The sequence below is a fragment of the Trinickia sp. Y13 genome, from assembly GCF_029522115.1.
Lineage (GTDB): Bacteria > Pseudomonadota > Gammaproteobacteria > Burkholderiales > Burkholderiaceae > Trinickia.
On record NZ_JAKWFK010000002.1, the window covers coordinates 394,778 to 414,971 of the forward strand.

The following is a 20,194-nucleotide window of genomic DNA, read 5'->3' on the forward strand; positions in this document are numbered from 1 at the left end:
GGCCGGTCGAAGCCGCCGCTGCATCCGCATCGGGCAAGCTTGGCCATTTGCAGGCATCATCGTCGTTGTCTGTCCTTCTTGACGCAATTTCGCCGCTCGCCGCATGGCCGTTTTGGCCATGATCGAGCTTGCCCCTATGTCGTACATCTTGGTCTCCGACGCCGTTCATGCCGATCGTGCTCGCAGCGAGCCCCGGGGGCGCGCCTTGCGGTGGGGCCTCGTGCTGGGCGCGACGATCGCACTGCACGGCGCAGCGCTGCTTTGGTTCGAGGCGCATCGCGATACGTTCGCACCCGAGGTCGTGAAACCACCGGTGCAGATCGCGTTGTTAACCGCGCGGCCGATCGCTCGCGCTCCCGCCGAACGCAGTTCCGCTATGGCGCTTGGGCGCGGCAAGCGTAGCGCGGGGCGGCCAGCGCCGGTGCTGCACGCGCTCGCGCCCGAGCCGAGCGCGCCGCCCGCCACCCAAGCGGCCCGCGCAACGGATGCGGACACAACGACGTCAGATCGCGCCGCCGGGCCGCACGCAGCGAGCTCGACGGACGCAGCCGCCCCGATCGCGGCGAGTGCAACGAGCGCGGGCGTACGTTTCTCGGTACCTCCGTCGGGCGATCTCCACTACAACACCTTTTACAACGGTGTGGAAAATGCGCCGGGCACGATCCACTGGGCCAGCGAGGGCGACGACTACGAGATGGTCGTCTCGGTGCCGCTGCCGTTCGTCGGCACGTACACGTACGCCAGCCAGGGCCGCATCGACGCCTTCGGGCTTGCCCCCGCGCGCTACACGGAAAAGCGCGGACGCCGCCCCGAGGAGGTGACGACGTTCGACCGTACGGCGGGGCGCATCGGCTTCACCCGCACGAGCGCGACGCTGGCGTTGCCCGACGGCGCGCAAGACCGCTTCAGCATGGTGATGCAGCTTGCAAGCCTCGTGCGCGGCGATCCCGATGCCTACAAGCCCGGCGTCACACGTGCGTTCTACGTGGCGGACGACGATAGCGGGGAGCTGTGGCCGATCGAGACCATCGGCGACGAACCGGTACGCACCGCCGAGGGATTCGTGCAAGCGCGCCACTTCATGAGGCTGCCGCGGCGCGAGGGCGATCGACGCCGCATCGACGTGTGGCTTGCGCCAACGTTGGGCTGGCTGCCGGTCCGTATTATGCAAACCGAGCCCAATGGGTCGCAGTTCGAGCTGCTCTGGCGTGGCCGCCTCGCGCCGCCGGGCGCGGAAAATGCGTCCAGCGGAACGACACCGGATGATTCGTCCGACTCGGGACCGGCAGGCAGCGCGCCGGAACCCGTGCGGGAACAGCCCTAAACCAGCAGCTCGCGCGTGCCGTAACCAAGAGTATCGAGGCACACGGACGATCCTCGATGTTTTCCCTCCCGCGCGAACGTTTTGCATGGGTAAGGTCTAACTTTCATGTGGACGATAAGGTCGGCGATGTATCAGGCGGCAATGTTTGGTTGCAATGTTCCAACCCGTTTTAAGCGCCGTTTAAGACCCAGCCCTTGAAATTCCATGCAACGCGCTCCACGTACTAGGCGGAAAACGGCCAGGAGCCAATCGGAATAAAGGAGTGTCGCCATGCAAATGATCTACAACAGCCCCAACTATTGTGTCGTCGAATTCGCGCCGCAGGCCGGCCATCTCGCGATGAACGCAGGTGGCTACGAAATCGTAGACAAGAACACGCAGCGCGAGATTTTCATCGACGGTGCACTGGCGGCGCAGTTTCGCGAACACGTTCGCAAGCTCATCGAAGAAGAGCCCTCGCTCGATGAAGTCGACGAGTTCCTGGGTCAATTCGATAGCCTGATGACGCAACCCGTCGTGCTTCACTGACGCAATAGCCCGCCTGGCGGGCGCAGCGGCACCCCATCGAACCCCGTTCGGCTCGCCGGACGGGGTTTTTGTTTTGCCCCCCCGGGGCCAGCAGACCCGGTCGGCCTCCGGCGGCCTACCCCGGCAGCCGCTACAATGACGGTTTTCCTCCCTCCCGAATCGCGCATCGCGCTCGCTCGCTATGAATTCGTCCGCTGCCGCTCCCGCGGGCTCGCCCGCCGCCGGATCGCTTCCTTCCGGCATCCATTACACGCGAGGTGCTCGCTTGCCCGCGCTGCTCGCGTCGCGCATCGTGATCCTCGACGGGGCGATGGGTACAATGATCCAACGCTACAAGCTCGACGAAGCGCGCTATCGCGGCGAGCGGTTCAAGGACTTCACGCGCGACGTGAAGGGCAACAACGAATTGCTCTCGCTCACGCAACCGCAAATCATCAGCGAGATCCACGAGCAGTATCTCGCGGCCGGCGCCGATATCATCGAGACCAACACGTTCGGCGCCACCACCGTGGCGCAGGCCGATTACGGCATGGAATCGCTCGCCCGCGAGATGAACCTCGAATCGGCCAAGCTCGCACGCGCGGCCTGCGACAAGTATTCGACGCCCGACAAGCCGCGCTTCGTTGCGGGCGCAATCGGGCCGACGCCGAAAACGGCCAGCATCTCGCCCGACGTCAACGATCCGGGCGCGCGCAACGTCACGTTCGATGAACTGCGCGCGGCTTACTACGAACAAGCGCAAGCGCTGCTCGAAGGCGGCGCGGACGTGTTCCTCGTCGAAACGATCTTCGATACGCTCAATGCCAAAGCCGCGCTGTTCGCGCTCGACGAACTGTTCGAGAACACCGGCGAAGTGTTGCCCGTGATGATTTCCGGGACGGTGACGGACGCATCGGGCCGCATTCTTTCGGGACAGACGGTCGAGGCCTTCTGGAATTCGCTGCGCCACGCGAAACCGCTGACGTTCGGGCTGAACTGCGCCTTGGGCGCGGCGCTGATGCGCCCGTATATCGCCGAACTCGCGAAGCTGTGCGATACCTACGTGTCGTGCTATCCGAACGCGGGGCTGCCCAATCCGATGAGCGACACGGGCTTCGACGAAACGCCGGAGGATACGTCGCGTCAGCTCAAGGAGTTCGCGCAAGCGGGGCTCGTGAATCTGGCGGGCGGCTGCTGCGGCACGACGCCCGAGCACATCGCGGCGATCGCCAAGGCGCTGAGCGGCGTGAAGCCGCGCGCGTGGTCGCACTATCGCGACGCGGCTTGAGGCCGACGATCGCACGCCTTCTCGCCGCACAACACCCTGCTTTCATCGAAGATCACCATGACCGAACATATGTTGCGCCTTGCGGGCCTCGAGCCGTTTAACGTCGGTGCGGGCGCGCTCTTCATCAACGTCGGCGAGCGCACGAACGTCACGGGCTCCAAGGCGTTCGCACGCATGATTCTGAACGGCCAGTTCGACGAAGCGCTCGCCGTCGCGCGCCAGCAGGTCGAAAACGGCGCCCAGGTCATCGACATCAACATGGACGAGGCGATGCTCGATTCGAAAGCGGCCATGGTGCGCTTTCTCAATCTCATCGCCTCCGAGCCCGACATCGCTCGCGTGCCGATCATGATCGACTCGTCCAAGTGGGAGGTGATCGAGGCCGGCCTCAAATGCGTGCAAGGCAAGGCCATCGTCAATTCGATTTCGCTGAAGGAAGGCGAAGAGGCGTTCCGCCATCACGCGCGGCTCATTCGTCGCTACGGCGCGGCGGCCGTCGTCATGGCGTTCGACGAAACGGGCCAAGCCGATACCTTCGAGCGCAAAACGCAGATCTGCCAGCGCTCGTACCGCTTCCTCGTCGACGAAGTGGGCTTCGAGCCCGAAGACATCATCTTCGATCCCAATATCTTCGCGGTCGCCACCGGCATCGAGGAACACAACAACTACGCCGTCGATTTCATCAACGCCACGCGCTGGATCAAACAGAATCTGCCGTATGCGAAGGTGAGCGGCGGCGTGTCGAACGTCTCATTCTCGTTCCGGGGCAACGATCCCGTGCGCGAAGCGATTCACACCGTGTTCCTCTACCACGCGATTCAAGCGGGCATGGACATGGGCATCGTCAACGCGGGGCAACTCGGCGTCTACGCCGATCTCGATCCCGAATTGCGCGAGCGCGTGGAGGACGTCATCCTCAACCGCCGCGACGACGCCACCGATCGTTTGCTCGAAATCGCCGACAAGTTCAAGACTGGCGCCGCGAAGAAGGAGGAAAACCTCGAGTGGCGCAATCAGCCGGTCGAGGCCCGGCTCGCCCATGCGCTCGTGCACGGCATCACGAATTTCATCGTCGACGATACGGAAGAGGCACGCGCGAAGATCGCCGCAGCGGGCGGGCGGCCGATCAACGTGATCGAAGGGCCGCTCATGGACGGCATGAACATCGTGGGCGACTTGTTCGGCCAGGGCAAGATGTTCCTGCCGCAAGTGGTCAAATCGGCGCGCGTGATGAAGCAGGCCGTCGCGCATCTGATTCCGTTCATCGAAGAAGAAAAGAAACGGCTGGCCGAAGCGGGCGGCGACGTGCGCGCCAAAGGCAAGATCGTGATCGCCACCGTCAAGGGCGACGTCCACGACATCGGCAAGAACATCGTGTCGGTCGTGCTCCAGTGCAACAACTTCGAAGTCGTCAACATGGGCGTGATGGTCCCGTGCAACGAGATCCTCGCCAAAGCGAAGGTGGAAGGCGCCGACATCGTGGGGCTCTCGGGCCTCATCACGCCAAGCCTCGAAGAGATGGCCTACGTCGCATCGGAGATGCAACGCGACGAGTACTTCCGCATCAAGAAGATTCCGCTGCTGATCGGCGGCGCGACCACGTCGCGCGTGCACACGGCCGTGAAAATCGCGCCCAACTATGAAGGACCGGTCGTCTACGTGCCCGACGCCTCGCGCTCGGTTTCGGTCGCATCGAGCCTGCTGTCGGACGAAGGGGCAGCCAAGTATCTCGACGAGTTGAAGGCCGACTACGATCGCATCAGGCAGCAGCACGCCAACAAGAAGGCGCAGCCGATGGTGACGCTCGCGGCCGCGCGCGAGAACAAGACCAAGATCGATTGGGCGGCATACCACCCGGTCAAGCCCGCGTTCGTCGGCCGGCGCGTGTTCAAGAACTACGATCTGAACGAGTTGGCGCAATACATCGACTGGGGGCCGTTCTTCCAAACGTGGGATTTGGCCGGCCCCTACCCGGCCATTTTGAACGACGAGATCGTCGGCGAATCGGCGCGGCGCGTGTTCTCCGACGCGAAATCGATGCTCGCGCGGCTGATCCAGGGCCGTTGGCTAACGGCGAACGGCGTGATCGCACTGCTTCCCGCCAATACCGTCGGCGACGACGACATCGAGATCTACACCGACGAATCGCGCACGCAGGTAGCGCTGACCTGGCACAACTTGCGTCAGCAAAGCGTGCGGCCAGTCGTGGACGGCGTGATGCGGCCGAATCGCTCGCTCGCCGATTTCATCGCGCCGAAGGATTCTGGCGTGGCCGACTACATCGGCATGTTCGCCGTTACAGCCGGCATCGGCGTCGAGGCCAAAGAAAAGCAGTTCCTGGCCGACCTCGACGACTACAGCGCGATCATGCTCAAGGCCCTCGCCGATCGCCTGGCCGAAGCGTTCGCCGAAGCCTTGCACGCCCGCGTGCGGCGCGAGATCTGGGGGTATGCGGCAAGCGAGGCGCTCGATAACGAAGCGCTGATCGCGGAGCAGTACGCCGGCATTCGTCCCGCCCCGGGGTATCCCGCTTGCCCCGACCACCTCGTCAAGCGCGACTTGTTCGCCGCACTCAGGGCCGACGAAATCGGCATGACCGTCACCGAATCGCTCGCCATGCTGCCTGCCGCGAGCGTGTCGGGTTTCTACATCGCCCATCCCGAGAGCCGCTATTTCTCGGTGGGCAAGATCGGGCGCGATCAAGTCGAAGATTTCGCACGCCGCAATGCGCTCAGCCTGCCCGAAGCGGAGCGGGCGCTCGCGCCGCTCTTATGAGCGTCGGCGGCAGGCGGCGTATAGGCAGGCATCGGAAGCTGGACGCGGCCGCGCCCCATAAAGGAAAGCCCGGCGCACGCGCTCACGTATGCCGGGCTTGGAATGCGATCGACTGCCTTTGATCCGACAAAAGCGCCAATGAAAGCGGCTCGTCTGCCGCGCCGCCGTTCGGGCTCGGCGCCAGCTTGCGCGACCTGGAACGTTTAGGGGCGTTCTTGGGGGCGCTTCACACGCCCCACAGGACGTCGGAGTTTTCGCGGTGCGCGGCCCGCAGCATGTCGAGGAACGGGAAAGCGCGCTGCGCGAGACCAATCGGTAGCTCGTGGTGCTCGTGACCCTCTTCGCCCTCGTGGAAGTGTCCTTCGTGCTCGGCGATTTCCTGCTTATCGGTCACGATCGCCGCCTCGAGCTTCGAGATGGCCGCGGGCAATTCGTCGTGGGTGATGACGCCACGCGCGCCCAACTGCTTTCCGATGATCCCGACGAGGTACTGGGCCAGATTTTCGAGCATAACCACTTCCGGCGCCGCACGACACTTGAATGTAATCAACATGATGGACCCGTTTCGTTCTGTTTACTTTCGCCTGACGGCGCCCCGCCGCATCGCTTACCGCGCGCATTCGGCGCGCCAGGCAGCATGCGAACCGAGCCACCCTTGCCGGGCGCCTCATTGAGACATATTAGCACCTGCTAAAATCCGCCTAGACTCAAACGCGCACCTTTGCGGCCCGCGCCCGTCATCGCTGCGGGCGCTGCCTTCCCGCCTCGCGCCAACCTTCCGCGTCCGCCCGGCGGACTGCCACTGCCGAACCGATCGAAACAGCATGCTGCCTGCACACAAACAAAGTCTCGAAGCCTTGCTCGCCGCCAGCGTCAAGCAAGTTGTCACCGAAGCAAACGGCGATGCCGCCGCGGTGCCCGCCATCGCTCTGGAGCGCCCGAAGGCGGCTGCGCATGGCGACGTCGCCTGCAACGTCGCCATGCAGTTGGCTAAACCGCTGCAGAAGAACCCGCGCGAGCTCGCTCAGCGCATCGTCGACGCCCTGCTCGCCCATGAGGGCGCGAAGGACTTGATCGAGACGGCCGAGATCGCCGGTCCCGGCTTCATCAACGTGCGCCTGACGCCGCACGCGAAGCAGGCGGTGGTCGCCGCCGTCATCGCCGAAGGCGCCGCATTCGGCCGCTCGGCGCACGCCGCGGGCAAACGCGTCTTGGTCGAGTTCGTGTCCGCCAATCCCACCGGCCCGCTGCACTTGGGCCACGGCCGGCAAGCCGCGCTCGGCGACGCCCTCGCCAACGTGCTCGCGAGCCAAGGCTACGACGTACATCGCGAGTTCTATTACAACGACGCGGGCGTGCAGATCCAGAACTTGGCGATTTCGACGCAAGCGCGCGCGAAGGGTTTGAAGCCCGGCGACGCCGGCTGGCCCGAGGCCGCTTACAACGGCGAATACATCGCCGACATCGCGCACGACTACCTGGCCGGCGAGACGGTCGCGGCCAAAGACGGCGAGCCCGTCAAAGGCACCGGCGACATCGACGATCTGGACGCCATCCGCAAGTTCGCCGTCGCCTATTTGCGCCACGAGCAGGACATGGATTTGCAAGCGTTCGGCGTCAAGTTCGACCGCTATTACCTCGAATCGTCGCTCTATACGGAAGGCCGCGTCGCCAAGACGGTCGACGCCCTGATCGCGACGGGCAAGACCTTCGAGCAAGAGGGTGCGCTGTGGCTGCGCACGACCGAATACGGCGACGACAAAGACCGCGTGATGCGCAAGTCCGACGGCACCTACACGTATTTCGTGCCCGATATCGCCTATCACGTCACGAAGTGGGAACGCGGCTTCTCGAAGGTCATCAACGTGCAGGGCTCCGATCACCACGGCACCATTGCACGCGTGCGCGCGGGCCTGCAAGCGCTCGGCGTGGGCATCCCCGCGGGCTACCCCGACTACGTGCTGCACAAAATGGTCACCGTCATGCGCGACGGCCAGGAAGTGAAGATCTCCAAGCGCGCCGGCAGCTATGTGACGGTGCGCGACTTGATCGAATGGTCGGGCGGCGCGCAGCCGGGGCAAGAGGCCGCGCCGGATTTGCTCGACGAAGCGACGATCCAGCGCGGTCGCGACGCCGTGCGCTTCTTCCTGATTTCGCGCAAGGCCGACACGGAGTTCGTCTTCGACGTCGATCTCGCGCTCAAGCAGAACGACGAGAACCCCGTCTACTACGTGCAGTACGCGCACGCGCGAATCTGCTCGATTCTCGCCGAATGGAAAACGCGCTTCGGAGGCGACGAAGCCGCCTTCCCGCAGATGGACGTGTCGGCGCTCACGAGCGTGCGCGCCATGGCGCTCATGCATAAGCTCGCCGAGTACCCCGACATGCTCACGCACGCGGCCTCCGAGCTCGCACCGCACGCGATCGCGTTCTACCTGCGCGAACTCGCGGGCGAATTTCACTCGTTCTACAATGCCGAGCGCGTGCTCGTCGATGTGCAAGCCGAGCGCGACGCGCGCATCGCGCTGTTGGCGGCCACACGGCAAGTGCTCGCCAACGGTCTCGCGATGATCGGCGTTTCGGCGCCGGCCAAGATGTAACGTTGCGCACGTTCGCCGCGCGGCTTAACGCACCGTCGCTATAATCGATGCCGCCGCCGCGCGGCATTCGCTTGGCGTGTGCCGCCCCCCGTGTTTCTTTCGCAGGTGATTCAGATAATGGCAAAACCGAGCCGCACTTCGCCACGCAATCCATCCAAGCACTCGAAGCAAAGCGGGGGAACATTCCTCGGCGTCGTGCTGGGCTTGATCGTCGGCCTCGCGATCGCTGTCGTCGTCGCGCTGTACATCACGCGCGCGCCCACGCCGTTCGTGGCGAAGGTCGCGCCGAACGCGGCATCCGAGGCAGGAACGGTCGAGCAGCAGTTCGACCCGAACCGGGCGCTGCAGGGCAAGACGCCGGGCCAGCCGGTGCCGCAGGCCGCTCAGCAACCGCCCGCCCCGCCCAATACCGCGCCGGGGCAATCGTCGGTGCAGCCGCAAGCGCCTGGCTTGCTGCAAGAGCCGCAAATCGTCGAGGTGCCGCCGTCGGGTGCGTCGAGCGCCAACGGCAACGCTCCTGCACAGCAGCAACAACAGCAGGCGCAGAACCAGCCGAACGCGGCCGCTCAGAAGAAGCCGCCTCAGGTGGCCAACGTGCCGCCGGCGGCCACGGGCAGCGCGCCGCATGCGAACAATGGCGCGCCGGCTGCGGCCGATGCGAACACGGGCTATTTCCTGCAAGTGGGCGCGTATAAGACCGCCGCCGACGCGGAGCAACAGCGTGCCCGACTGGCCTTCCAGGGCTTCGAATCGAAGGTGTCGCAGCGCGATGCGGGCGGCGTGACGTACTATCGCGTCCGAATCGGGCCGTTCTCGAAGTTCGAGGACATGAATTCGACGCGTCAGCGTCTGTCCGATGCAGGCATCGACACGGCTGTGATTCGCTTCGCCAAGCAGTAACCCCAATGACGGTCCTCGCCGTGCGCCACTGAACCAATCGCGCACGGCGTGGGTCTGAACCGGCAGTGCGTCGATGCGCACACGCGCCGCGGCGCGTCGAGTAGGTGCTTCATTTCCACCTGAACCCAACATGAAAAAACTGATCCGCACGCTGTTGTTTTCCGTCAGTCTGAGTGTCCTCGGCGTGGGCTTTGCCCATGCGTCGCCCGCGGCACCCGTCGCTGGCAAGGACTACACGATTCTGAAGACGCCGCAGCCCGTCGATGTCCCGGCCGGCAAGATAGAGGTGATCGAATTCATGTGGTACGGCTGCCCGCACTGCAATGAGTTCGACCCGTATTTGGAGAAGTGGGTCAAGGCGCTGCCGCCCGATGTGGTCTTCAAGCGGGTGCCCGTTGCCTTTCGCGACGATTTCATTCCGCATTCGAAGCTCCTTCACGCGCTCGATGCGATGGGTCTCGTGCAGCAGTTGACGCCCGATATCTTCCATGAAATCCATGTCAACAAGAACTACCTGTTGACGCCGGACGATCAAGCCAAATTCCTGGCGACGAAGGGCGTCGACTCGAAGAAATTCTTGGCCGCTTATAACTCGTTTTCGACGCAATCGTCGTTGAACCGCGATAAGCAACTGATTCAGGACTATAAGATCGACGGCGTGCCCACGATTGCAGTGCAAGGCAAGTACGAAACAGGCCCCGCCGCCACCGACAGTCTGCCGGGCACCATCCAAGTGCTCGATTACCTCATCTCGCAGATTCGCGCGAAGAAGATGTAAGCGGTTGCGCGCCGGCATGACTTCATCGTTGAAGGTTTTCATCACCGGCGCGTCCAGCGGCATCGGCCTCGCACTGGCCGCGGAATATGCACGGCAAGGCGCAACGCTCGGGTTGGTTGCGCGCCGCTTCGACGCGCTGTCCGAGTTCGCTCGGCGTTTTCCTCATCTATCGATTTCGGTCTACGCGGCGGACGTACGCGACGATGCCGCGCTGGCGGATGCGGCGGCGCTATTCATCGGCGAGCACGGGTTGCCGGATGTCGTCATCGCCAATGCGGGCATCAGCAAGGGCGTTGCCACGGGGCATGGCGATCTCGCGGCGTTTCGCGAAGTCATGGACGTGAACTGCTTCGGTATGGCTGCGACGTTCGAGCCGTTTGCGAGGGCAATGAGCGAAGCGCGACGCGGCACGTTGGTCGGCATCGCGAGCGTGGCCGGCGTGCGCGGGTTGCCGGGCTCCGGCGCGTATAGCGCCTCGAAGGCGGCGGCACTGACGTACCTCGAATCGCTGCGGGTCGAAATGCGCCCGTTCGGCGTGGCCGTGGTGACGATCGCGCCGGGTTATATCCGTACGCCGATGACCGCGCACAACCCTTACCCGATGCCGTTTCTGATGGACGCGGAGCGCTTTGCCCGCAGGGCTGCCGGCGCGATTGCTCGGAAGCGGCGATTCGCCGTCTTCCCTTGGCCGATGCGGCTCGTCGCGATGCTGCTGCGGTGCTTGCCGCGCTGGATGTATGATCGGGTCTTCGAGAAAGCACCGCGTAAGCCTCGGGCGGTGGGGTAGAGGAACCGCCCTCGATCCGAAGTACCATTCCCCGCTTCATCCCCAATGCGTGCCATCCCATGAGCCGAATCGATGCCGCCGGAGTCGAACATCCGCGCGCGAGCAATAACGCCCGCATCGTCTCCCTCGTCCCCAGCATCACCGAACTCCTATTCGCATTGGGGCTAGGCGAGCGCATCGTAGGTCGCACGGGGTTTTGCGTGCATCCGCGCGACGCCGTGCGCGCCGTTCCCAAGGTGGGCGGCACCAAAGCAGTCAAACTCGATGCCGTGCGCGCACTCGCGCCGACCCACGTCATCGTCAACATCGACGAAAACGAAAAGCCCACGATCGACGCGCTCGCCGAGTTCGTTCCGCATGTCATCGTCACGCACCCTCTCGCTGCGCACGATAACCTCTCGCTCTACGCCATGCTCGGCGCGATCTTCGGCCGAGAACAGGCAGCGCAAAGCCTAGGCGGGGCGCTGTCCTCACGGCTCGATGCCATCGCACACGCGCCCTGGCCCGAGCGGCGCGTGCTTTACGTCATCTGGCGCGATCCTTGGATGACGATCGCGCGCGACACCTATATTTCTTCGATGCTTCGCCTCGTCAACTGGCACACTTGGCCCGACATCGAAGGCGGCTACACCGGCGGCAACCGCTACCCTACGTTCGATTTCGACGACCCTGCCCTCGCCAGCGTCGAGCGCATCCTGCTCTCGTCCGAGCCGTATCGCTTCACCGCGAAGCATCGCGACGAACTGGCCGCGGACGCACGGCTCGCGGGCAAGACCGTGCAACTCATCGACGGTGAACTGACCTCGTGGTACGGCTCGCGCGCAATCGAGGGCATCGACTACTTGCGAGGACTTGCCGAAGCGGTAGCACGCGGCATTTAGCGCACGCGCGTCATGGGAGCCGATGCGGGTCGACTCGCGCTGCGTCGCTCATCGGTTCATCGGTTCATCGGTTCATCGGTTCATCGGTTCATCGGTTCATCGGTTCATCGGTTCATCGCCTCATCGCCTCATCGCCACAGCCCTTCGATCGCCAAACAATCAGCGCTCGCAGCGAGACCCCATATCCATATAAAGGGCCTATCGTTGTCGACACCGCGCGCTTGGGCTAAGCTCGTTGGCTCGACCCAGCCGCATCCACTATTTCCGGCCGTCCCTCGACCCACTTGGAGTTTCCATGCGCGTCAAACTGCTCGCCGCCACGCTCGCCGTCTTGCCCGCCCTCGCGCTCGCCAAGCCGCTCACCGTTTGCACCGAGGCGAGCCCCGACGGCTTCGATGTCGTTCAGTTCAATTCGCTCGTCACGACCAACGCCTCGGCCGATGTGATCTTCAACACGCTAGTCGACTACGACGAAGCGAACAAGAAAGTCGTGCCGTCGTTGGCCGAGAAGTGGGAAGTGAGCAGCGACGGTCTCTCCTACACGTTCCATTTGCGTCCGAACGTGGCGTTCCAAAGCACCGATTATTTCAAGCCGACACGGCCGCTCGATGCCGACGACGTCGTCTTCACGTTTGATCGTATGCTCGACGCGGCCAACCCCTGGCACAAGGTGGCCGGCCCCAACGGCTTCCCGCACGCGCAATCGATGGGGCTCGTGAAGCTAGTGAAAGCCGTCAAGAAGCTCGACGAGCACACGGTGCAATTCGATCTGAACGAGCCGAACGCCACCTTCCTGCCCATGCTGACGATGGGCTTCGCCTCGATCTATTCGGCCCAGTACGCCGATCAGTTGCTCAAGGCCGGCACGCAAACCGATCTGAACGCCAAGCCCATCGGCACCGGCCCCTTCGTCCTGAAAAGCTATACGAAGGACGCCGTGATTCGCTATGACGCCAATCCCACCTACTGGGGACCCAAGCCAAAGGTCGATCGGCTCATCTATGCGATTACGCCCGACCCGTCGGTCCGCATGCAAAAGGTCAAGGCCAACGAATGCCAGATCGCGCTCTCGCCCAAGCCAAGCGACGTTGCGCAAGCGAAGGAAAGCAAATCGCTCGCGGTCGTGCAGACACCCGCATTCATGACGGCGTTCGTCGCGCTGAACACGCAACACAAGCCGCTCGACGACGAGCGCGTGCGTCAGGCCATCAACATGGCGTTCGATCGCGCCAACTATCTGAAGGTCGTCTTTGAAAACACGGCGGCGCCGGCAGTCAATCCGTATCCGTCCAACACGTGGAGCTACGACAAAGCGATCGCCGCTTACCCCTACGACCCGGCCAAAGCCAAAGCGCTGCTCGCGCAAGCCGGATATCCGAACGGGTTCTCGACGACGATTTGGGTGCGCCCGCAAGGCAGCGTGCTCAATCCGAAGCCCAAAGTCGGCGCGGAATTGCTGCAAGCGGATCTGGCCAAGATCGGCGTGAAAGCCGAGGTCAAGATCATCGAATGGGGCGAACTCATCAAACAAGCCAAGCAAGGCGAGCACGACATGCTGTTCATGGGCTGGGCCGGCGACAACGGCGATCCCGACAACTATCTCACGCCGCTGTTCAGTTGCAACGGCGTCAAATCGGGCATCAACTTCGCCCGCTATTGCAACGACACGCTCGATAAGCTGATCGCGGATGCCCGATCGAAAACGGATCAAGCGGCGCGCGCCACGGACTATGAAGCGGCGCAGAAGATCATCCACGATCAAGCGCTTTGGATCCCCCTCGGCTATCCCACGGCGAGCGCCATCACTCGCAGCACCGTGACGGGCTACAAGGTCAGCGCGTTCGGCCGGCAAAACTTCGGGGCCGTATCGGTGCAATGACGCGGCGCGCAGGGCGTGCGCGACGAACGGCGGCCCGTTGACGCTTGTCACACAGCCGCCGTAACCTAGCGCACGGTCAAGCGCCGATCGGTCGACGTTCCGCACGTGGCGTCGCGTGTTCACGCTCGCCGCCGCGTGGCGAAGCCTCGCGATGGCACGGGCGCGCCTGCCCAGGCCCAACATGGCCCGGCCTAGAGCGCGGCGCAAGTGCGCTACGGAAAACCACACGTCGATTCACGCATTACGGGGTAGTCATGCGAAAACTCGGCCGCGCGGTGGCGGCTTTCACGATCTGGACCGCGGCTAGCGCCGCCTTCGCTCAATCCGCCGCGCCCGACGCCGAGGTCCCCGCCTCCGTTGCAGTCACGCCGATGCTCGTCACGCAGGTGAACGTCGCATCCGAACCGGCAACGGCGACGCCCACCGCGCCAATCGCCGCGCCGCACTCCGGGCCCGCGCCCATCGTCGCGGTGCCGGGCGCCGTCTACGTCACTCACTTCATCGCCGCCCCGGCGGGCGCGGCGCCTTCGGGCCTGCTCGCCCGGCTGCGCGCGGCCTTGCATGCGCGCGCGGCAGGCCGGGACGCGGGACTCGTCGCCCAAGCTGTCGTCCAACGGCTCAACCATGCGGGGGTGGCCGCGCGCTACCTCGCGCCGGGAGAGCCGCCTCCCGTGACGGGATGGCTCATCGGCGGCGTCTTCCACCTGCAAAGCGAAGCAACGGCAGCCGCTTCCGATAGCGCCGTGCCCGAGGCCGAACGGGAAGCGGCGGGCGCCGAGGTTTCCATCACCGTCGCCGATCTCGAACACAGCGCCGATACGCCGTTCGCCGTGCTCGGCGCGCCGCTCGTCGCCAGCGGCGCACAAAACGCTCAGAGCGTTCAGGGCGAGTGGCGTCCGTACGTCGTGCCGGCCAAGCTCGCCTTCGAGCGCGCCGATCGGAACACGGCCGTCGCCGCGCTCGCCCAGCAGATCGTCGATGCATTCGTCGGCAATATGACCGCGCTGCGTCAGGCCGACGCCCGCTCGATCGAGCCCTGAAGGCCGCCGAACGCCTGCGAGGGCGGGAAGGCCTGCGCTGCCTAGCGCCCTCGCCCTCGCGTTCGCGTTCGTCCACCGCCACCGCCAAATCCCAAGCGCCAAGCCGCCCTGCGCACTTCGTGGCGGCGCCGGCGCGGCTGCACTATCCTTCAGGGCGAACGCAGCGCCGCCCCGGCGCGATTTTTTCGGAGTTGGCCATGTCTTATCTGCTGTTGATCATGGAGCCGATCGGCCAGCGCGCCGAGCGCACGTCCGAGGCCTCGCATGCCGCTTACGACACGATGGTTCGCTTTGGCGAAGCGTTGAAAGAACGCGGCGTGCTCGTCGCGGCGCAGTCGCTTGCCTCGACGCAGGAGGCCGTAAGGGTGGAGGTGCGCGACGGCGAGCGTCGCTTCATCGACGGTCCGTTCGCCGAGGCCAAGGAAATGGTTGGCGGCTTCTATCTGCTCAACTGCGAGCGAGAAGAAGACGCGCTGGCGATCGCCGTCGAATGCCCAGCGGCACAATGGTGCACGGTCGAAGTCAGACGGCTCGCGCCCTGCTACGAGTGAGGCCCGCGGCCTTTGCCACCTCAGGCGCCGGCCATTTCGACACTTTCCGCGATTTCCCCGGTTTCCCAAAAATAGCCAAGCCGATGTCGATTTGCGCTCGCTCGGTTCGTCGTGAAGTCAGGAGCCGGTGAGCGGTCTCCGTCAACTTCGAGGAGCGCAACGATGCGATTCATGATCATGGTTCGGGCCAACGGGCAAAGCGAATCGGGCGCCATGCCCGAGGAGAAACTGATGGCGGCGATGGCGACGTATCACGAGGAACTCGCCAAAGCGGGGGTACTGCTCGATGCGAACGGGCTGCAGCCCAGTTCCAAAGGCTGGCGCGTGCGCTATGCGGACGGCAAGCGAACCGTCATCGACGGGCCATTCGCGGAGACCAAGGAACTGATCGCCGGCTATACGCTGATCCAGGTGCGCTCGCGCGAAGAGGCGCTCGAATGGGCGCGGCGCTTCCCGGCGCCATTCGGCGAAATGGCGGAAGGCGAAATCGAGGTGCGCCCGCTGTACGAATTCGACGATTTCGAGCCGAGCGCAGCGGTCGAGCGCATTCGCGAAATCGACGCCAACCTAGGCTGAACGATGTCGAATCCCACCCATCGCGCGATCGAAGCCGTCTGGCGCATCGAAGCGGCCCGCGTCGTCGCTTATGCGGCGCGCTTCGTGCGCGATATCGGCGTGGCCGAGGAACTCGCGCAAGACGCGCTCGTCGCCGCGCTCGAGCATTGGCCGCGCGATGGCGTGCCCGACAATCCCGGCGCCTGGCTAATGGCGACGGTCAAGCATCGGGCGCTCGATAAGCTGCGCCAGGATGCCCTTCACGCGAAGAAGCATGAAGCGATGGGCCGCGACTTGGACGCGCTCGAAGCGCACGTGGTGCCCGATTTCGTCGACTCGCTCGACGCCGCGCGCGCCGACGACATCGGCGACGACTTGCTGCGGCTGATTTTCACCGCATGCCATCCGGTGCTGTCGACCGATGCGCGCGTCGCGCTCACGCTGCGTTTGCTGGGCGGGCTGGCGACGCACGAAATCGCACGCGCGTTCCTCGCCCCCGAAGCGACGATCGCGCAGCGGATCGTGCGCGCCAAGCGCACACTGCGCGAGGCGCGCGTGCCGTTCGAGGTGCCGCGCGCCGACGCGCGCGAAACGCGCATGGCATCGGTGCTCGAAGTCATCTACCTGATCTTCAACGAAGGCTATTCGGCCACAGCGGGCGACGATTGGATGCGGCCCGCGCTGTGCGACGAAGCGCTGCGCGTCGGCCGGATTCTCGCCGAACTGGCGCGCGAGGACAGCGAGGTGCATGGGCTCGTCGCCCTAATGGAGCTGCAGGCCTCGCGCCTGCACGCACGCGTCGATGCAAGCGGCCGCCCCGTGCTGCTCGCCGAGCAGGACCGCTCTCGCTGGGACCCGCTCTTGATTCGCCGCGGCCTTGCGGCGCTCGCGCGCGCCGAAGCGCTGGGCGGCGCGCTGGGTCCTTATGCACTGCAGGCCGCGTTGGCCGCTTGCCATGCACGCGCGCACCGCGCCGAGGATACCGATTGGGCCCGGATCGTCGCGCTCTACGATGCGCTCGTGCAAGTTGCGCCTTCGCCCGTCGTCGAGCTGAACCGCGCGGTAGCCGTCGGCATGGCGTTCGGCCCGCAGACGGGTTTCGCGATCGTCGAGGCGCTCGCCGCCAACCCCGCGCTCGCCCGCTACCACTGGCTGCCGAGCGTGCGCGCCGATTTTCTGGCCAAGCTCGGGCGGTTCGACGAAGCCCGCGCGGAATTCGAGCGGGCCGCCGCGATGACGCAGAATGCGCGCGAGCGAGACTTGTTGCTCGTGCGTGCGAACGAAATGGCTTCGGATCGACGCTAGCCCTCGCCCATCCTGTGCTTTCCCGCGGAAAGCAGGGCGCGGCGCACCCGCATAGCCCGCCTGACTCACCCCGGTTAGCCCCATCGACGGCTTCCGGCGAATCGCCGCCCTTGGCTGCGGCACTTCATCCGTATGCCCGACCGCGCAGCATCGCGCATGCGCGCCGGCTCGAGCGCGATACGGGGAAACTGCGACTGCAGGTAGCTTGGGCGCCGGGAACGCTACGTGCTATGAAAGCTTTCTATTTGCTTTCACCCCGAGCACATAGGAGCGCTCATGACACCTGCCCGATGCATCACGAATCGTTTTGTCGTCGCGTTGCTCTCGCTCGCTCCAGCGATGCAGGACACGCGCGCGGCCGACACCGCCACCCCCGTCCTTGCCGAGCGAGTCTCACAGTTCATCGTGAAAGTCAAAATGCCGGCGACCGCGCAATCTATACAGACGGGCCCCGCCGACCGCGATGCGCATGCGGCGCTCGCCCGGCGCGTGATCGAACGCGTAATCGCCGAGGGCAGGGAACCATCGCCCGCGCGCCCGTCGCCGAGCGGCCGAAGCGATCGCCGACATTCGGCCGATGTCCGGCGGCGCGCACGTCGCTACGCTCGGCTCGCCCATCAGCGATGCCGCGGCCACTACGATCGCCGAGCGGCTTCAGGCGCAGCCGGAGGTCGAATACGCCGAGCCCGATTATCGGTTGCACCGCCAGCTTGCGCCCACCGACCCGCTGTACGCCCAACAATGGGGCTATCGCGATGCAACGGGCGCAGCCCGTTTCGAGACTGCGTGGGAGACGGCGACAGGTTCGGCCGAAGTCGTGATCGCCGTGGCCGATACGGGTTACCGTCCGCATCCCGATCTCGCGGCGCACTTGCTGCCCGGTTACGACTTCGTCAGCAATCCGCTTTTCTCCAACGACGGCGACGGCAGAGACGCCGACGCGTCCGATCCCGGCGATTGGGTAACGGCCGAAGAATCGCGCCAGTGCGACGGCACCGATCTTTGGGTAGGCAACAGTTCGTGGCACGGCACGCATGTGGCGGGCACGATCGGCGCGGTGGCGAACAACGAGATCGGCGGCGCGGGCGGGCTTTGGCACACCCGAATCCTGCCGGTGCGCGTGCTCGGCAAATGCGGCGGCCCGGCCAGCGACATCATCGACGCCATGCGCTGGGCCGTGGGGCTGCCCGTGCCGGGGGTGCCCGACAATCCGCATCCGGCCAAGATCGTGAACGTGAGCTTGGGCACTTCGCAACCGTGCAGCCACGCCATGCAGGCGGCGATCGACGATGTGATCGTGCGCGGCGCGAGCGTCGTGGCGGCGGCGGGCAATAGCGGGGCCGAAGTCGGGGAACCGGCAAGTTGCCGCGGCGCGATCGCCGTGGCCGCCATCGACGAAAAAGGCGAGAAAGCGCCGTTCAGCAATGCCGGGGCGCGCATCGATTTGGGCGCGCCCGGCGTCGGCATCGTATCGACGGCCAATGCCGGGCTGACCGTGCCCGCCGAAGATAACTATAAGCGCTACAACGGCACGAGCATGGCAGCGCCGCATGTGTCGGCCGCGATCGGACTGATGCTGGCCGTCGACCCCAAGCTCACGCCCGAATCGATTCGCGAAAAACTCGTGGGCGCGGTGCGCCGCTACCCGGACGGTTCGACCTGCGCGAAGACGGAGACGGGCACGCTATGCGGCGCGGGCATGCTCGACGCGGCGGCGGCGGTCGAAGCGGCCCGCGCAGCATCCATGGCGGGCAACGGCGGGCGCGCTTCAGGCGGATAGGACGGCAACGGGGCCGGCCGGCGCGAACCGCACCACCCCGTCCGCGTCCTCCCGGCGCGCCAACTCGCCCGCGAGCCACAGCAAGTGCAAGTGGGCGAGCGCCTCACCCATCGCGAACGTCATCTGATGAATGTCGAGCGCACGCTTGAACATCATCGGCACGATTTCGGCCGCGCTCATCGGCCGGGCGGCGCACGCCTCGCGCACTTCGGCGAGCCGCGCGTCGTGATGCGCGCGCAGTTGTGCGATGCGCGTGTGCAGGCCGCGAAACGGTTTGCCATGCGACGGCAGCACGAGTGTATCGGCCGGCATCGTCAAATAGCGGCCCAGCGATTCGAGGTACAGCGCGAGCGGGTTGCCTTCCGGTTCGATGTCGAACACCGAAACGTTGGTCGAGATGCGTGGCAATACCATGTCCCCGGAAATGAGCACGCCCGCGGATTCGCAAAAGAGCGCCGCGTGCTCGGGCGAGTGCCCATATCCGGTAACGATGCGCCAGTCGTTCGCGCCGATCCGCACGACATCGCCTTCGCGCAAGCGACGGAACTGCGAAGGCATCGACGGCACGAGTTTCGAGTAATAGTCGCGCCGGTTGCGCAGTTTTTCGAGCGAAACCGGATCGGCCAGGCCATGGCGCTCGAAATGGCGCGCCGCGCCTTCGCCGCCCGCATTCGAGCCGTCGCCCGCGGCCATGACGCGCCCGAGCATGTATTCGCCGAGCGTAATCCATAGGCGCACATTCCAGCGCTCGCGCTCGCCGCCGCGGCAGATCCAATCGGCCAGCCCCTGATGATCGGGATGGCAATGCGTCACGATCGTGCGCAACACCGGCAAGCCGCCCAGCTCCCGCTCGAAAATCCGCTCCCAGTTGGCCTTGATCGAGGCGTCGGCAATGCCGCAATCGACGACGGTCCAACCGGACTGGCCGTCGATTTCGTCGCGCAACAGCCAGAGATTGATGTGATCGAGCACGAACGGCAACGGCATCCGCACCCAGTAAACGCCCGGCGCCACTTCGAGCAGACGGCCCGGCTCAGGCAAAGTATCGGCGAACGGATAGTCGAGTTGATGTTCCAATGCATTCATCAGGAGCGTCCTAGGCGAACGGCCGGACCGGCCAGTTGCGCTTTGTCGAAGTTGACGATAACGTAAACGTTCATCGATTCTACCTGATCGACGGCGTTAAAATCACGAGCCGCCTTCCGCCCCGGCCGCCCGCCGGCGCCGTTTATCCGACGCGTTCG

Annotated in this window: 17 protein-coding genes; 15 read left to right on the top strand and 2 right to left on the bottom strand. The window is 65.0% G+C overall.

All coding sequences use genetic code 11. The features are described 5' to 3' along the window. Nucleotides 1–136: 136 nt before the first annotated feature. From MMB74_RS04915 to metH, 4 genes are all read left to right on the top strand, one after another. Nucleotides 137–1,324, top strand: coding sequence for a DUF3108 domain-containing protein (locus MMB74_RS04915; protein ID WP_277427471.1), 1,188 nt, complete (start codon nucleotides 137–139; stop codon nucleotides 1,322–1,324). Between the two features lie 270 nt (nucleotides 1,325–1,594). Continuing rightward, the gene (locus MMB74_RS04920; RefSeq protein WP_277427472.1) at nucleotides 1,595–1,852 is read left to right on the top strand and encodes a DUF3567 domain-containing protein; all 258 of its coding nucleotides are present in this window, start codon (nucleotides 1,595–1,597) and stop codon (nucleotides 1,850–1,852) included. A gap of 181 nt (nucleotides 1,853–2,033) precedes the next feature. Continuing rightward, nucleotides 2,034–3,119, top strand: coding sequence for a homocysteine S-methyltransferase family protein (locus tag MMB74_RS04925; protein WP_277427473.1), 1,086 nt, complete (start codon nucleotides 2,034–2,036; stop codon nucleotides 3,117–3,119). A 57-nt stretch (nucleotides 3,120–3,176) separates the two neighbouring features. After that, complete coding sequence (gene metH / locus MMB74_RS04930) at nucleotides 3,177–5,894, top strand: methionine synthase (RefSeq protein WP_277427474.1); 2,718 nt, start codon at nucleotides 3,177–3,179, stop codon at nucleotides 5,892–5,894. 226 nt (nucleotides 5,895–6,120) lie between these two features. Here the strand turns inward: metH and MMB74_RS04935 are convergent, their stop codons facing one another. Next, nucleotides 6,121–6,447 carry a DUF1840 domain-containing protein gene (locus tag MMB74_RS04935; protein WP_277427475.1) on the bottom strand — a complete coding sequence of 109 codons (327 nt, stop codon included), beginning with the start codon at nucleotides 6,445–6,447 and terminating at the stop codon, nucleotides 6,121–6,123. A gap of 271 nt (nucleotides 6,448–6,718) precedes the next feature. Between MMB74_RS04935 and argS the strand changes: the two genes are divergently transcribed. From argS to MMB74_RS04990, 11 genes are all read left to right on the top strand, one after another. Further along, entirely contained in the window at nucleotides 6,719–8,494 is a 1,776-nt protein-coding gene (gene argS, locus MMB74_RS04940) for an arginine--tRNA ligase (RefSeq protein WP_277427476.1), read from the top strand. A 117-nt stretch (nucleotides 8,495–8,611) separates the two neighbouring features. Beyond that, the gene (locus MMB74_RS04945; protein WP_277427477.1) at nucleotides 8,612–9,394 is read left to right on the top strand and encodes an SPOR domain-containing protein; all 783 of its coding nucleotides are present in this window, start codon (nucleotides 8,612–8,614) and stop codon (nucleotides 9,392–9,394) included. 130 nt (nucleotides 9,395–9,524) lie between these two features. Continuing rightward, entirely contained in the window at nucleotides 9,525–10,172 is a 648-nt protein-coding gene (locus tag MMB74_RS04950) for a thiol:disulfide interchange protein DsbA/DsbL (protein ID WP_277427478.1), read from the top strand. A gap of 16 nt (nucleotides 10,173–10,188) precedes the next feature. After that, nucleotides 10,189–10,959, top strand: coding sequence for an SDR family oxidoreductase (locus MMB74_RS04955; protein ID WP_277427479.1), 771 nt, complete (start codon nucleotides 10,189–10,191; stop codon nucleotides 10,957–10,959). A 59-nt stretch (nucleotides 10,960–11,018) separates the two neighbouring features. Further along, complete coding sequence (locus MMB74_RS04960; protein ID WP_277427480.1) at nucleotides 11,019–11,840, top strand: helical backbone metal receptor; 822 nt, start codon at nucleotides 11,019–11,021, stop codon at nucleotides 11,838–11,840. 295 nt (nucleotides 11,841–12,135) lie between these two features. After that, entirely contained in the window at nucleotides 12,136–13,719 is a 1,584-nt protein-coding gene (locus MMB74_RS04965) for an ABC transporter substrate-binding protein (protein ID WP_277427481.1), read from the top strand. 254 nt (nucleotides 13,720–13,973) lie between these two features. Further along, entirely contained in the window at nucleotides 13,974–14,759 is a 786-nt protein-coding gene (locus tag MMB74_RS04970) for a hypothetical protein (RefSeq protein WP_277427482.1), read from the top strand. Between the two features lie 197 nt (nucleotides 14,760–14,956). Then, nucleotides 14,957–15,310 carry a YciI family protein gene (locus tag MMB74_RS04975; protein ID WP_277427483.1) on the top strand — a complete coding sequence of 118 codons (354 nt, stop codon included), beginning with the start codon at nucleotides 14,957–14,959 and terminating at the stop codon, nucleotides 15,308–15,310. 162 nt (nucleotides 15,311–15,472) lie between these two features. Further along, nucleotides 15,473–15,886 (top strand): YciI family protein, encoded by a 414-nt coding sequence (locus MMB74_RS04980; RefSeq protein WP_277427484.1) that lies wholly within the window; start codon nucleotides 15,473–15,475, stop codon nucleotides 15,884–15,886. A 3-nt stretch (nucleotides 15,887–15,889) separates the two neighbouring features. Beyond that, on the top strand, nucleotides 15,890–17,170 hold the full coding sequence (locus tag MMB74_RS04985; protein ID WP_277427485.1) for an RNA polymerase sigma factor: 1,281 nt from the start codon (nucleotides 15,890–15,892) through the stop codon (nucleotides 17,168–17,170). Nucleotides 17,171–17,747: 577 nt separating this feature from the next. Beyond that, entirely contained in the window at nucleotides 17,748–18,950 is a 1,203-nt protein-coding gene (locus MMB74_RS04990; protein ID WP_277427486.1) for a S8 family peptidase, read from the top strand. On the opposite strand, the gene MMB74_RS04995 is transcribed toward MMB74_RS04990, so the two are convergent. After that, complete coding sequence (locus MMB74_RS04995) at nucleotides 18,939–20,036, bottom strand: MBL fold metallo-hydrolase (RefSeq protein ID WP_277427487.1); 1,098 nt, start codon at nucleotides 20,034–20,036, stop codon at nucleotides 18,939–18,941. The two genes, MMB74_RS04990 and MMB74_RS04995, sit on opposite strands and share 12 nt — an antisense overlap. Between the last annotated feature and the right edge of the window lie 158 nt (nucleotides 20,037–20,194).